The following is a 14,054-nucleotide window of genomic DNA, read 5'->3' on the forward strand; positions in this document are numbered from 1 at the left end:
AGACTGAGCCATCCAAATTTCATGCGCAATCGGCGATTGGAGGAACTCCATGAACGCGCGAGCCGCTTTGGAATCTTTGGTGATGCTCCACATGGTGCCGGCACCCAGTACCGGTTTACCTAAGTCTTTCGACTCATAAGCAGGGAAGTAAAAGAAGTCCGCATCCGCGCCCAGTTCCGTTCCTTCAGGGAAGAAGCTTGGAATGAATGACGCTTGACGGTGCATGTAACATTTGGCCGGAGAGGTAAAGAGACCTTTTGGTGAATCCCTAAAGTCAGTCGCAGCGACCGCACGCGCGCCGCCATCTACGTAGGCGTCGTTACGAACAAACCAGCCGAACTCTTCAATTGCGCCGACCACTTTCGCGTCGTTGAATTTCAGCTCGTTGCTAACCCATTTGTCGTAATCTGCGGGAGATTGGGTGCGCAGCATCATGTCTTCTACCCAGTCAGTGGCTGGCCAGCCGGTTGCGCCGCCAGAACCTAGACCGACACACCAAGGTGTTTCACCATCTTTGACGATTTGATCGGTAAGCGCTTTAAGCTCTTCCATGGTTTCTGGTACTTCGTAGCCTGCGTCTTCAAAGTTTTCAGGCACATACCAAACCAGTGATTTCAAATCGACTTTATAGAAGAAGCCGTAGAGCGCTTCTTTGCCATCTTTGCCGGTAAATGTGCCCAGGTCGACCCAGGATGAGCCTGCCGCATAGTTATCATTAATCCAGTCGGCCATGGAGGGCTCAAGTGGCGTGAGGAAGCCTTTTGAGGCCAAATCAGCCGCAAGACCTGGCTGCGGGAAGATCGCAATGTTTGGCGCACTACCTGCTTGTACATCGATGGCGATTTGCTGCTCAAACGAGTCTGAGCCAGAGTATTTCACCACGGCGCCTGTTGCCGCTTCGAAGTAGGCGATAACGCTTTCCACCAGCTCCTTATCTTCGGTCAACCAAGGGCCGAATACGGTGACGGTTTCACCTTTTAAATCCATATTTTTGAGTGCTTCGTAGCTCTGCCAATTAAAGCGAGCGTCTTCACCCGGTGCGTACTTCAGTTCGGCGGCAAACGCGGAGGTAGCAGAAATCGCGACCGCGATTGCACCAGCAAGTAGAGAGGTTTTCATCAGTAAGACTCCATGTATTCGCTACCCTTTACCTTCAATGGGTTAGGGTGGGTTCAGATACTTTGTTTCATTGTTATAATTGATGTTATTCCCTAGACTTAACCCATCAAGATTCTATAACTTCTATAAAGACCAGAAATTTCTTAATCGATTAAGCTATCAATAAACAACATAAGACGTTATTTCAAATTCGCCTGTTTTTCTGCTCAATCTTGTGGTTTTGATCAAATTTTTCTCTGGTTTGCTGCTCACTCTATGACCGCTGTCAAACTAATCAATTTTTAGTGATTAAGTGAGTTCCTTATTTCTTCTTAATCGATTTAGAATTGTGACATATAACCCTGATCTATCGACGCCGTTGGTGTGGTTCACTCAGGGAGTCAGTGAAGGAGTGGTAGTGCGATGAGCAGTGAAAGGCGAAAACCGACGTTGAAAACCGTGGCGGCCCATCTTGGGGTCTCGACCGCGACGGTGTCGAACGCTTTCAATCGTCCCAACCAACTCTCCCAGTCTCTGCGTGAGAAAATTTTGGCGGAGTGTGAAACGCTCGGTTACACGGGGCCAAGCATTACGGCGCGCAGTTTAAGAACGGGGAAAACGGGCGTGATTGGTGTATTGCTGGCAGACAGCCTGGCGTACAATTTTACCGATCCGGTGGCGACCGAATTTCTCGCGGGAATATCAAAAACCTTGGACGCAGCACACGTCAATATGCTGCTGCTGCCCTCCAATCACGAGAACTACCAAAATACGCAGGTGGAAACCATACCGGATAGCTTTATCGTCTATGGTAAGCCGATGGACCCGAGCGTGATCAATCTGATTTTGCGTCAACACAAGCCGGTGGTGTCGGTGGATTTTTCCCTCCCTGATATTCCTTCCGTGAACGTAGATAACTTCACCGCGTGCTATGAGATCGCTAAACACGCCATTCGTAGCCCGGATGACAATGTGTTGATTCTCGGCCTGCGTCTAGAGCCGTCGACGTCAATGTCGCTGGCGAACCTGAGCTCACTTTATACCAGTGAAGAGTCCGTCTCGCGTTGTCGTTTTGAAGGTTATAAAAAAGCTTTGGCAGAAAGCGGGATTGATTTGGCCTACGAGAACGTCTGGCAGATTCACGACCTTGACGAAACCAGCCTGAAAACCATGCTGCGCGGCGCGTTGGCCAACCCGAAAAAAGTCGATGTGCTGCTCTGTATGAGTGACAAAATCGCGCTTGCCGCGCTGGATGTGGCCAATGAACTTAGTCTTTCTATGCCCGATACACTGCGCGTTGTCGGCTTTGATGGCATTCCGAAAGCGGCGCAAGCGGGCCTGACAACGATTGCTCAACCGATTATGAAAAAGGGCCAAGTGGCCGCGCAAATGGCGCTTGGACACATCCCTTACGAAACCGTCCAACTGGACACAGAGCTGGTGGTTGGCACCAGCAGTTAACTTGCTAAGGAGTCTCCCATGACGACGGGACAACTGGAAAAACGCTGGTGGCACGATGCCGTGGTGTACCAAATCTACCCAAGAAGCTTTAATGATTCTAATGGGGACGGTATTGGCGATATTCCGGGCATCATCGACAAACTGGATTACATTCAAGAGCTCGGAGCCAATGTGATTTGGCTCAGTCCTGTCTACAAGTCACCGATGGATGACAACGGATACGACATTTCAGACTATCAGCAGATCGCACCAGAATTTGGCACCATGGCGGACATGGACAGGTTGTTGGCAGAAGCGGACAAACGCGGCATCAAGATTGTGATGGATCTGGTGGTGAACCACACCTCTGATGAACATCCTTGGTTCATTGAATCGAAAAGCAGCAAGGATAACCCTAAGCGCGATTGGTACATCTGGAAAGATCCCAAACCCGATGGCAGTGAGCCCAACAACTGGGAGTCTTTCTTTAAGCCCAAAGCGTGGACACTGGATGAGAATAGTGGCCAGTATTACTTGCACCTGTTTAGCAATCGCCAGCCGGATCTCAACTGGGCTAATCCAGAAGTGCGTGAAGCCGTGTATGAGATGATGCATTTTTGGCTCAAAAAGGGGCTTGGCGGGTTTCGCATGGATGTGATCAACATGATTGGTAAGCCGTCTGATTTTCCCGATGCGACCATTTTTGATGCCGGTGTCGCAGGCTGGGAACATTGGTCCAATAACCTGTTGGTGCACCAGTATTTACGTGAAATGCATGAGAAGGTACTTCAGCATTACGATGTGTTGACGGTAGGAGAAACGCCCTTCACGACGACCTTAGATGGCCGCTACTATTCGCACCCTGATCGCAAAGAGATCAGCATGATTTTCCAATTTGAGCACGTCAGCATTGATCGCGAAGAGCATAACGCAGTGAAAAAGCCGTTCGATCTGGTGCAGTACAAGGAGATCATGGCACGTTGGCAAGACGATTTGTACCAAAAAGGCTGGAACAGCGTCTATTGGAGCAATCATGATCAACCGCGTACTGTCTCTCGCTACGGTTGTGATTCGCCGCAATATCGAGTCATCAGTGCGAAAATGCTCGGTACGGTGCTGCACATGATGAGCGGTACGCCCTACATCTATCAAGGCGAAGAAATTGGTATGACCAACAAGCATTTTGCCAGTATCGAGGAATTCAACGATTTGATGGCCAAGTTCCATTATCAAAAAATGATGGAGCGTGGCATGACCGAGCAAGACGCATTGGCGTTTCTCAATGACTTCTCACGCGACCATGCCCGAGTTCCTGTGCAGTGGGAAGATGCGGCCAATGCGGGATTCACCACCGGGACACCGTGGTTGCCGGTCAATGACAACTATCCAGAGATCAATGCGGCGCAAGCGGTGCTTGATCCTAACTCGATTTACCATCACTACCGCGCCTTGATTGCGCTGCGTAAAAGTGAAGAGTTTGGTGATGTGGTGGTGTATGGCCGTCACACATTGCTCGACCCGCAAGACAGTGAAGTGTACGCCTATGTGAGGCAAGATGAGCAAAGCGGTCGCGCTCTGTTGGTTGTGGCGAACTTTACTGATCAAACCTTAGAGCGCCGCTATCCTTATCAAGCCAAACAAGTGCTGATCAACAACTATCCGCAAGCGGAATTTAACCTTGATGGATTAACCTTAGCGCCGTATCAAGCAGTGGTGATGGAGATTACGCCAAGCGTTTAAGTGGGTGTTTAGCGCCCTCATTCTCACTGCCATAGCATGAGTTCATAAGCCGCATAGCATCAACACTATGCGGCTTTTTTTAAAACTCACACGGCGCTTCGAAGATGAGCGGCTCTTTAGTGTAAGGATGCTCAAACTCCAATCGCTCAGCATGCAAATGTAGGCGATCAGCTTTATGGCCGTAGAGCGCATCACCGACAATCGGGATGGCGAGGCCAAGGTGATGGGCACAGTGAACGCGCAATTGATGGGTGCGTCCTGTTCTTGGGTAAAGCCGTAACTTGCTGCGCCCATCGCGTTGTTCAATCAATTGCCAATGGGTTAACGCCGGTTTTCCGTGTTCAAAGCAAACCAGTTGGCGCGGTCTATCTTCTGGGTCGCCTCGCAGCGGCAGCGAAATCTCCCCTTCATTGCCAGGCACTTGGCCATCGATTAGCGCGATGTAGCGTTTTTGTACTTGGCGAGAGATAAACTGTTTTTGCAGGCTTTTGTTCGCACGGCGCGTGAGAGCGAACACCAAAAGCCCAGAGGTCGCCATATCTAATCGATGAATAACAAACGGCCCTTCACGCTCAGGGTAGCGCTCAATCAAACGCGTATAGGCGGAATCTGTGATGGTTTTACCCGGGACTGAAAGTAGGCCAGAAGGCTTATTGACCACCACCATGGCGTCATCTTCATAGATAATGTCGAGGGGCAGGTTTTCGGCCCAGTTTTGCTCAAGTGGATTGTCATCCACCTCTAGCCCTTGCAGCATGTGGCCGAGAATCGGTTGACACTTACTGTTGCACGATGGATAAAAATGTCGGTGCTGGCGAATTTCCGATTTGGGTGACACTCCCCACCAAAACTCCGCCATAGCCAGTGGCGTATAACCATGCTGATACGCGTAGTGGAGCAGTTTCGGCGCAGCGCATTCGCCTGCGCCAGCAGGAGGCGTCGGGGTGGTGGTTGGGGCGAAAATTGCATTGAGTGAGCGCGATTCACCGCGTGCATTGAGAAACTGATAGTGGTCAAACAACTTGTGTTGCAGTTGGTTTGAGAGCGTTTTGCGCTTTTGTTTTAACGCGTCTAACTGCGCTTGTTGTTCGTCAATGCGTCGCTGTAATGCGGTCGTTTTCTCTTCCCACTCCAGTTTTAGATACTTGAGGCGGTTTTTATCCGCGACACTCTGTTTTGCTAATTCATCGAGGCGCGCTTGCTGCTCAGCGCTGTGTGGCTCGCTTTGTAGGGTTTGACGCTCTGCTTTACGCTCAGCACGGCGCGAGATCATGGTTTGTCTCAGAGCGTGCTCCTCTTTGGCGAACGTTTGATTGAGCGTGGTGAGCGCCTCGATGAGCGGTGTCAGATCGTGGTTTTGCTGCCAAGTGGTGACTTGCGCATTAATGTCGGTGATTTGCGCTAATTCTCGGCGGAAAAAGCTCTCTTCCGCGAGCATATCAAAGACGGGCGGGACAAAACCGGGCAGAAGGTTTTGGTCAGCAATTTTGCCTGAAAAAGCAGAAAAGAAACCAATCTCACCTTGCGGTGAGCGCACTAACAGCACACCAAACATTTTTCCACTAGAGTGTTGCACGGCCGCAGAATCCCTCTTCAGAGCGCCGTTTGGCGAAACACCAAAGTCATGCTGCCACTGGGTTTGGCTCATCAAGTGTTGCTGCAACTGCGCAGCTGCTGCCACGCACAGCGGATGCGGCTGGTAGTAGAAGGGGAACGTGAACTTCTCAGGTAGTGTGCGGGTATCTATCGCTGGTTCAAAGCGAGTAAACAGCGAGTCCGGTTGGTGCATGGCTGGCATTCATTCTTGATTCAATCTGGCGCCGATTGTACCGAATTAACGTTTGAATGCCAGCGAGAGCGTGTTACGCATCAATCAAAGCGAGGTGCTTGGCGTGAAACTCGAGATGTTCATCAATAAAGCTCGAGATGAAGAAGTAGCTGTGGTCGTAGCCACTTTGCATGCGCAGTTCCAAATGGCTGTCATGGGCTTTTGCCGCGGCAAACAGCATCTCTGGTTTGAGTTGATCGTTTAAAAAGTTGTCCGCATCACCTTGGTCGACAAGGATAGGCAAAGGTGATGGCCCAGATTTCAATAGCTCACACGCATCGTATGGCTTCCATGTTTCGACATCTGAACCGAGATACGCCTGAAACGCTTTTTGTCCCCAAGGGACATGAATCGGATGACAAATCGGACTAAAAGCGGAAATCGACTGGTACAGGTGCGGATTTTTCAGGCCAATCGTCAACGCGCCGTGTCCGCCCATGCTGTGGCCAGAGATGGAGCGCAGCGAGGAGATAGGGAAGTGCGATTCAATCAGGGTCGGCAACTCTTCGGTGATGTAGCTGTACATCTGATAGTGCTTTTTCCACGGTGGCTGTGTGGCGTTGAGGTAGAATCCGGCGCCTTTGCCTAGGTCGTACTCCGGGTCATCGGCGACCTCGTCACCTCTCGGGCTGGTATCGGGTGCGATGATTGCTAGGCCAAGTTCGGCCGCTTTTTTGAACGCACCGGCTTTTTGCATGAAGTTTTCGTCAGTACAGGTGAGGCCAGATAGCCAATACAAAGCGGGGACAGGCGAGGTGGCACTGGCATTGGGCGGCAAAAACAGCGCAAAACGCATGGTGCAGTTTAGCACCTCAGAGTCATGGCTATATTGCTTGTGCCAGCCTTGGGCCACTTTGGCTTGCGATAGGTTAGTTAAGGTCATCGTGTGCTCCTAACGTTGGCTGCCGCCACAGTGTGACGGCAGACGAATGATGAGTGTGCGGGCGGGTTATTTGTCCATGTGGATGACAGAGCGAATGCTCTTACCTTCATGCATCAGATCAAACGCGTGGTTGACCTCATCCAGGCCCATGGTGTGCGTGATGAACTCTTGCAAGCCAAATTCACCCGCTAGGTAGCGCTCAACAATGTCGGGCAGCTCAGAACGGCCTTTAACGCCGCCAAAGGCACTGCCGCGCCATATACGACCTGTCACCAATTGGAATGGACGGGTTGAGATCTCTTGGCCTGCACCAGCCACACCAATGATCACTGACTCGCCCCAACCTTTGTGGCAACACTCGAGCGCAGAGCGCATCACATTGACGTTACCAATACACTCAAAAGAGAAATCGACACCGCCGTCCGTCATTTCGACGATCACTTCCTGAATGGGGCGATCAAAGGATTGTGGATTGATGACATCGGTCGCACCCAGTTGCTTGGCCAAATCAAATTTGCTCTCGTTGATGTCGATACCGATAATACGACCCGCACCCGCCATACGTGCACCGATGATCGCCGATAGACCAATACCACCGAGGCCAAAAATCGCGACGGTATCGCCTTTTTGTACTTTCGCCGTATTTAAAACCGCGCCCATACCTGTGGTGACGCCACAGCCGAGTAAGCACACCTCTTCAAGCGGCGCTTCTTTGTTGACTTTCGCCAGTGAAATCTCTGGAAGCACAGTGTATTCTGAGAAGGTTGAGCAGCCCATGTAGTGGAAAATAGGCTCGCCATCTTTGTAAAAGCGCGTGGTGCCATCAGGCATCAAACCTTTGCCTTGTGTTTCACGTACCGCTTGGCACAAGTTGGTTTTACCCGAGGTACAGAACTTACACTCACCACATTCTGCGGTGTAGAGTGGAATGACGTGATCGCCGACGGAAACACTCGTTACGCCTTCGCCAACCATTTCGACAATGCCGCCGCCTTCATGACCGAGAATCGCGGGGAATACCCCCTCTGGATCGTCACCTGAGAGCGTGTAAGCATCGGTGTGGCATACGCCCGTCGCCACGATACGCACCAACACTTCGCCTTTTTTCGGCAGTTGGACGTCCACTTCTTCCATTTTCAGTGGCTCGCCAGCCGCCCAAGCCACAGCGGCTTTAGACTTAATGAATTCCTGACCGGGTTTAATATCAAGTGCCATCGGGTATTCCTCTTTTTTAGCAGTGGGCAGACGCTCTAAGCCTAGCAACAATAGCGAAAGCTGCAGCGTCCTATTTCATTACTACCTTATACTGTTTCGCTTTTGTTGATAATGAGGTGGATTTGCAAATGATTTTTACGTATATGTAATAATTGGCAAGTTTAAATGAGGAGAGAGTCATGGCGAATTGGGAAGGGGTGAACGAGTTTGTCGCAGTGGGTCATCATCAATCGTTTACTGTCGCGGCGAAAAAATTGAATACCTCTGTGGCGCAAGTCAGCCGTAAGGTCGCTGCGCTTGAAGAGCGGCTAGCGGTTAAACTGCTTAACCGCACTACGCGTAAAGTCTCGCTCACCGAAGCGGGTCAAGTGTACTTTCAGCGCTGCAAACATCTGGTCGAAGGGCTTGAGTTGGCAGAGCTCTCTGTGACGCAAATGCAATCGAGCCCCAAAGGTATGGTGAAAATCACTGCGCCAGTGGCTTATGGTGAGTCGCATGTCGCGCCGATCCTCAATGAGTTTTTGGAGCACTACCCGCAAGTGGATCTGGACTTAAATCTCACCAATCAAACGTTGGATTTGATTGAATCAGGCGTTGATATCGCCGTGCGTCTTGGTCGCTTACAAGACTCCAGTTTGATTGCCAAGCGGCTGTCATCTCGGCAAATTCATGTTTGTGCCTCGCCGGCTTATTTGGCGCGTTATGGCGAGCCACATACCTTGTCTGAACTGGTGAATCACAGCTGCTTGGTTGGATCACTGGATCATTGGCGGTTTGTCGAAGGGACGCGAGAGCGAGCGATTAAAGTCTCGGGTCGCGTGCGCTGTAACTCTGGTTTTGCGCTGCGCAGTGCGGCAAAGCGCGGCCTTGGTTTGATTCAACTGCCCGACTACTACGTCAAACAGGATTTAGAATCTGGCCAATTGGTTGAAGTGCTCACCGATTATCGCGTTGACCGAGAAGGCATTTGGGCGCTGTATCCCCACAATCGAAATTTGTCGCCCAAGGTTCGCCTTGTGATTGATTTTCTGGCAGAGAGGCTCGCACAGCGCGAGCCGGTTAGTGAGTAACTAGGCGAGGCTATCGGCGTCTTGCTTTTTAATTTGCTTGTGGCCATCTTCTGAGACACCTTGCTTCCAATAACTGCTGATGTAGATGAAGTCGCGGTCCACCTCTTTCTCATTTCTAAAATACTGGCGCAGTTGGCGCATCGAGTCAAACTCACAGGCACACCAAATGGACGCTTGACCTGCTAACCAAGGTTGCGCTTTGACATGCTCAGCCAAAGGCTTGCCTTCGGTGACCCAAAGTACATTAAAGTGACTGGGTATCGTTAAGGCTTGTTTATCTTGCTCGGATTGAACCTGAATCACCGCATAACCGCGTGCGTCCTCAGGCAGTTGTTTGATTTTGGCCGACAGAGCAGGGAGCGCAGTCATATCGGCGACCATAAAGAACCAATCGGCATCTGAGTTGATGGGCGCAATGGTGCCAGGGCCGGCAATTGAGATGGTATCGCCCACCTGAGCGGACATCGCCCAACGAGCCGCAAAGCCGCAACTTAAGTCGCGAGTTTCGTGACGAACAAAATCCACCTCAAGAGTGCGTGAAGCCGGGTCAAAGTGACGAATGGTGTAAGTACGCATGATGGGGCGCTGACCTTCTTGTTGTGTGAGATCGGTGCCACCTTCTGCGTTAAACAGTAGTTTAATGTAACCGCCATCGCAGTCATGGGGAAAGTCACTTAAGGCGTCACCGTGTAATACGATGCGCTGCATATTGGGCGTGATGGTCTCTGTTGATACAACAGTAAGCAGTTTTGGTGAAGGCTTCTTCATAATGAGGACTCTTACAATCAGGTTGAGCTCGACAGTTGTTGTCGATAATTATTCTTTTTCGCATTTAAGATTAACAGCTCAACCTCGTTAATGTCAGTCTCTTTAACTAAATTTACATTCGAAAGATGTAAATTAGCCAAAAGCACATCCGCACCAACAGCGTTGAGATGAATCACAGCATCGGTAAGGTAGAGGCCACCAACAGCAGTGCCATCGTGATGTTAAACATGCGCACGCGCGTGGTGCTGGTTAACCAGCGTTGCATCTCTTTGCCTGCCAATACCCAGAAGGAGCAAGAGGGGAAATTCACGAGCATAAATGCGCTGGAGATCACCAACAGTTCCCATACACCTCCTCCATTACTATAGAGGGTGACCGCCGTCAGTGACATTGACCAGCCTTTGGGATTGACCCACTGAAACCCGGCGGCATTGAGAAAAGTCAGCGGTTTATACGCCTCTTGACTGGAGACTTGTCCGCTCAATGCAATTTTTACCGCGAGGTAACCAAGGTAGATTAAGCTGAGCCACTTTAACCCTTGATGAAGCGCTGGATAGGTGATGAAAACTTGCGTCAACCCGAGCCCAACTAGTAGCACCATAAACGCAAAGCCGAACACCACACCTGCGATATGCGGCAGCGTTCTTAGATAGCCGACGTTGGCGCCACTGGTCATTAACATGACGTTGTTGGGCCCCGGGGTAAAGGTAGAAACGAACGCGAACAGAGTCAGCGCAACCACTTGATCCAGTAACATGAAGCAATCCTTAATCGAGAAATGAATCCTTATCGTATGTTGTCGTACGAGCAATTGTGTGTTTTTATTTGTGTAAATTCGCCACCAAAAGACATAAATTATCAAGATGGATAAATACGACGACAGAATATTGCGTGAGTTAAAAAATGACGGAAGAATATCCAATGTAGAGCTATCTGAGCGAATTGGGCTCTCAGCCTCAGCAACCTTGCGACGTGTGCAAGAGTTGGAAAAAAGAGGGGTGATCAAAGGGTATCGCGCGGTGCTCGATAATGGGCAGTTGGGTGTTGGCTTTGTCGCCTACGTGTCGATTGGGCTAGCCAGTCATCGCAAGCAAGCCCAGTTGGAATTTGAAGATCATGTCAGGTTTGTTGATGAAGTGGTGGAGTGCCACAACATCACAGGATCGAACGAATATCTGCTTAGAGTCGAGACGAAAGATCTGCCCAGTTACAAAAAATTTCACGCGGATGTACTGGGTGAGTGCCGACAAGTCAACTCCATATCCACCATGGTGGTGATGGACTCTCCAAAAGATGAACGATAGCGGCTATTTTTTAATCTAAGCCTGCGTTTTTCTATTCAATCTAAATTAATTGACTGATTTTAAATAAGGTTTTGTCATTATCATTACATAGAACTGCCACTAAAGTGTCATCAACGAGCCATGAAACCTTCATAGAGTCTGACTAACTTAGTCGCCATTGAATTGGTTTGAGCAATGAAGCTCTTTGATTAAAAAAGGTAAGTAAGATGAATAAAGCAGTTCTAGCATCAGCAGTGTTGGCGGTTCTCACTTCAGGTTCCGCATTGGCGGCAACAGTTTACAAAGCTGACGGTACTGAATTTAAAGTGGGTGGTCGTGTTGAGTTTCGTGGTGATTTCATTGGCAACGACGACGGTGAAGAGATTCCGGGTACTATGGAAGATTCTTCACGTGCTCGCCTTAATCTTAAAGGTAAAAGTGAAATTCAAGACGGCATGACGGCGTTTGCTGTCTACGAAGCAGAACAAAAAGTAGATTCTGACTTCAAAAATCGCTACATGTACGCTGGTGTCGACTTTGATGGGCAAGCTTTCTCCGTAGGTAAGCAAGACATGGCATCAGTCATCGTATCTGATATGACGGATATCACTGAGTTTTCTGGCGTACAACAAGCGATTGATGCGTCTAGCGATAAAGCGAGCAGTGTGATCGCCTACCGTGGTGGCTTTGATTCACTACAACTTGAAGTCACCTACCAAGCGAACAGCGAAAAAGACGCAGACGGCTACAGCCTAGCAGGTTTGTATTCTGCACCTATGGGTCTAGACATCGGTTTAGCGTACTCGGCGGCGGAAAGCGGCAATCTAGATGATTCGCAAGTGCTTGTTGGTTTGGGTTACACCTTAGATAACCTGTATTTAGCGGGCACCTATTCAAAAGGTGACAACGAAATTGATGAAGGTGCTGGCTCTGAATTCACGGCCTACGAACTCGCGGCGCAATACAAGTTTACCAAGCAATTCTCAGCGGCGGTTCTGTACACTTATCAAGAGAACGAAGCGTCTGACGGTACAAAAGCCGACGCGACCGATGGCGTAGAAATTGCGGGCTACTACAAATTTAACAGCAACTTCCGCACTTACGTTTCTTACTTCATCAATGGCATCAGCGAAGAGAAAAACGCAGACGGTCTAGTTACCGCGGGTGAAGATACACTTCGTCTAGGCGCGCGTTACGATTTCTAATCACAAAACAACGTCAGTTTTGTCTACCCATTTGGTCAAGCTTCGTGCTTGGCCATTTTTTTTGCCTGAAATTTGAGCGGAAAACGCCGTCTGTTTTGAATACCCGTCGCTCAGGGTGTGAGTGGATAAGGTGAAATAACCCAGATGAGTGCGCTGTAAATGAGCGAGCGATAAAAGCAAACGTTTGGCTGGGTGTTGGTAACTGTCTGATTAATGATGAAAAGTTAAGAGGAAATTTGAAGGGTAGGGAATTTAGGTATGCAACTTAACCGAACTGTATCACAAAAAATCTAACAATATCAGTCTTGCAGGAAACAAATCACAACCTATAATGCTGAAAACCGGAGCGTCTGCCAACGCTCCGGTTTTTTTGTGTCCGAAACTCAGTCACGCTTCTGCCAAAGCGTACCGAAAACGCACCGACACTCCGATTTGAAGAGAAAGGAATGGTAATCCATGCGTATCGAACAAGAACTTAAGCTAGGCTTTAAAGATGTCCTGTTTCGCCCGAAACGTTCTACCCTAAAAAGTCGTTCTCAAGTAAATTTAACCCGCGATTTTACATTCAAGCATAGTGGCCGTCAATGGTCCGGCGTGCCTGTGATCGCTGCCAATATGGACTCTGTCGGCAGCTTTGAAATGGCAACCGCACTTGCTGAGCACGGCGTGATGACGGCAATGCACAAGCACTACTCTGTTGAGCAGTGGGCAGAGTTTGTCGCCAATGCCACACCAGAAACGCTCAATAAAGTGTTTGTTTCAACGGGTACTTCACAGCGTGATTTCGAAAAGACGCAGCAAATTCTAGCCCTCAGCGATGATTTGGAATTTATCTGTATTGACATCGCAAATGGCTACTCTGAGCATTTGGTGGAGTTTGTCCAGCAAGTGCGCCAAGCATTCCCAACGAAAACCATCTCTGCGGGTAACGTCGTCACAGGCGACATGTGTGAAGAGTTGATTCTAGCCGGTGCTGACATCGTCAAAGTGGGCATTGGCCCGGGTTCGGTGTGCACCACTCGCGTGAAAACCGGTGTCGGCTACCCGCAGCTTTCCGCCATCATCGAATGTGCGGATGCAGCGCACGGTCTTGGCGGCATGATCATCGGTGACGGTGGCTGTTCTTGCGCTGGTGACGTAGCCAAAGCGTTCGGTGGCGGTGCCGATTTTGTCATGCTCGGCGGTATGCTCGCGGGTCATGAAGAATCAGGCGGTGAGCTGGTAGAAAAAGACGGCAAAACCTTCATGAAGTTCTACGGCATGTCTTCTCAGTCAGCCATGGACAAGCACTCAGGCGGCGTTGCACAGTACCGCGCAGCGGAAGGAAAAACCGTGCTTCTACCATTCCGCGGCAGTGTTCACGGCACCATCTCTGACATCCTAGGCGGTGTCCGATCGACGTGTACCTACGTAGGCGCAGCAAAGCTTAAAGAGTTAACTAAGCGTACGACGTTTATTCGTGTACAAGAACAAGAAAACAACGTATTCGGGAAAGAGTAATCTGGCGATTATTCGGAAAATACG

General features: G+C 49.8%; 12 protein-coding genes. 6 read left to right on the forward strand and 6 right to left on the reverse strand.

Translation table 11 applies throughout. The features are described 5' to 3' along the window. A partial coding sequence (locus AC6R10_RS14825; RefSeq protein ID WP_500672710.1) for an ABC transporter substrate-binding protein occupies nt 1–1,119 on the reverse strand: 1,119 nt, incomplete at its 3' end. Nucleotides 1,120–1,521: 402 nt separating this feature from the next. Here AC6R10_RS14825 and AC6R10_RS14830 point away from each other — a divergent pair. Together AC6R10_RS14830 and AC6R10_RS14835 are read left to right on the forward strand one after the other, a co-directional pair. Further along, entirely contained in the window at nt 1,522–2,559 is a 1,038-nt protein-coding gene (locus AC6R10_RS14830; RefSeq protein WP_487903481.1) for a LacI family DNA-binding transcriptional regulator, read from the forward strand. Between the two features lie 18 nt (nt 2,560–2,577). After that, nucleotides 2,578–4,278 (forward strand): glycoside hydrolase family 13 protein, encoded by a 1,701-nt coding sequence (locus AC6R10_RS14835; protein ID WP_500672711.1) that lies wholly within the window; start codon nt 2,578–2,580, stop codon nt 4,276–4,278. 79 nt (nt 4,279–4,357) lie between these two features. Here the strand turns inward: AC6R10_RS14835 and AC6R10_RS14840 are convergent, their stop codons facing one another. The 3 genes from AC6R10_RS14840 to AC6R10_RS14850 all read right to left on the reverse strand — a co-directional run bounded on the left by AC6R10_RS14840 (nt 4,358) and on the right by AC6R10_RS14850 (nt 8,204). After that, nucleotides 4,358–6,067 carry an RluA family pseudouridine synthase gene (locus AC6R10_RS14840; protein WP_500672712.1) on the reverse strand — a complete coding sequence of 570 codons (1,710 nt, stop codon included), beginning with the start codon at nt 6,065–6,067 and terminating at the stop codon, nt 4,358–4,360. Between the two features lie 73 nt (nt 6,068–6,140). Beyond that, nucleotides 6,141–6,989, reverse strand: coding sequence for an S-formylglutathione hydrolase (gene fghA, locus AC6R10_RS14845; protein ID WP_500633554.1), 849 nt, complete (start codon nt 6,987–6,989; stop codon nt 6,141–6,143). 66 nt (nt 6,990–7,055) lie between these two features. Then, a complete protein-coding gene (locus tag AC6R10_RS14850; protein ID WP_500672713.1) occupies nt 7,056–8,204 on the reverse strand; it encodes an S-(hydroxymethyl)glutathione dehydrogenase/class III alcohol dehydrogenase in 1,149 nt (382 codons plus the stop codon). A gap of 179 nt (nt 8,205–8,383) precedes the next feature. Here AC6R10_RS14850 and AC6R10_RS14855 point away from each other — a divergent pair, with 179 nt between their 5' ends. Further along, on the forward strand, nt 8,384–9,274 hold the full coding sequence (locus AC6R10_RS14855) for a LysR family transcriptional regulator (RefSeq protein ID WP_500672714.1): 891 nt from the start codon (nt 8,384–8,386) through the stop codon (nt 9,272–9,274). On the opposite strand, the gene AC6R10_RS14860 is transcribed toward AC6R10_RS14855, so the two are convergent. After that, nucleotides 9,275–10,042, reverse strand: coding sequence for a siderophore-interacting protein (locus AC6R10_RS14860; protein WP_500672715.1), 768 nt, complete (start codon nt 10,040–10,042; stop codon nt 9,275–9,277). 172 nt (nt 10,043–10,214) lie between these two features. Next, a complete protein-coding gene (locus AC6R10_RS14865; RefSeq protein WP_487903488.1) occupies nt 10,215–10,799 on the reverse strand; it encodes a LysE family translocator in 585 nt (194 codons plus the stop codon). 106 nt (nt 10,800–10,905) lie between these two features. Here AC6R10_RS14865 and AC6R10_RS14870 point away from each other — a divergent pair, with 106 nt between their 5' ends. The 3 genes from AC6R10_RS14870 to AC6R10_RS14880 all read left to right on the forward strand — a co-directional run bounded on the left by AC6R10_RS14870 (nt 10,906) and on the right by AC6R10_RS14880 (nt 14,030). Then, the gene (locus AC6R10_RS14870) at nt 10,906–11,346 is read left to right on the forward strand and encodes an Lrp/AsnC family transcriptional regulator (protein ID WP_487903489.1); all 441 of its coding nucleotides are present in this window, start codon (nt 10,906–10,908) and stop codon (nt 11,344–11,346) included. 206 nt (nt 11,347–11,552) lie between these two features. Next, nucleotides 11,553–12,530, forward strand: coding sequence for a porin (locus AC6R10_RS14875; RefSeq protein ID WP_500633558.1), 978 nt, complete (start codon nt 11,553–11,555; stop codon nt 12,528–12,530). A gap of 456 nt (nt 12,531–12,986) precedes the next feature. Then, entirely contained in the window at nt 12,987–14,030 is a 1,044-nt protein-coding gene (locus tag AC6R10_RS14880; RefSeq protein WP_334551741.1) for a GMP reductase, read from the forward strand. Nucleotides 14,031–14,054: the final 24 nt, after the last annotated feature.

The sequence above is a fragment of the Vibrio sp. R12-SG2-ISO1 genome, assembly GCF_059834045.1.

Bases quoted from the DNA above. Each gene is read 5' to 3' on its own strand.
- AC6R10_RS14855 (WP_500672714.1), top strand. From the start codon at position 8,384: ATGGCGAATTGGGAAGGGGTGAACGAGTTTGTCGCAGTGGGTCATCAT.
- AC6R10_RS14840 (WP_500672712.1), bottom strand. From the start codon at position 6,067: ATGCACCAACCGGACTCGCTGTTTACTCGCTTTGAACCAGCGATAGAT.
- fghA (WP_500633554.1), bottom strand. From the start codon at position 6,989: ATGACCTTAACTAACCTATCGCAAGCCAAAGTGGCCCAAGGCTGGCAC.
- AC6R10_RS14880 (WP_334551741.1), top strand. From the start codon at position 12,987: ATGCGTATCGAACAAGAACTTAAGCTAGGCTTTAAAGATGTCCTGTTT.
- AC6R10_RS14875 (WP_500633558.1), top strand. From the start codon at position 11,553: ATGAATAAAGCAGTTCTAGCATCAGCAGTGTTGGCGGTTCTCACTTCA.
- AC6R10_RS14860 (WP_500672715.1), bottom strand. From the start codon at position 10,042: ATGAAGAAGCCTTCACCAAAACTGCTTACTGTTGTATCAACAGAGACC.
- AC6R10_RS14830 (WP_487903481.1), top strand. From the start codon at position 1,522: ATGAGCAGTGAAAGGCGAAAACCGACGTTGAAAACCGTGGCGGCCCAT.
- AC6R10_RS14870 (WP_487903489.1), top strand. From the start codon at position 10,906: ATGGATAAATACGACGACAGAATATTGCGTGAGTTAAAAAATGACGGA.
- AC6R10_RS14850 (WP_500672713.1), bottom strand. From the start codon at position 8,204: ATGGCACTTGATATTAAACCCGGTCAGGAATTCATTAAGTCTAAAGCC.
- AC6R10_RS14835 (WP_500672711.1), top strand. From the start codon at position 2,578: ATGACGACGGGACAACTGGAAAAACGCTGGTGGCACGATGCCGTGGTG.
- AC6R10_RS14865 (WP_487903488.1), bottom strand. From the start codon at position 10,799: ATGTTACTGGATCAAGTGGTTGCGCTGACTCTGTTCGCGTTCGTTTCT.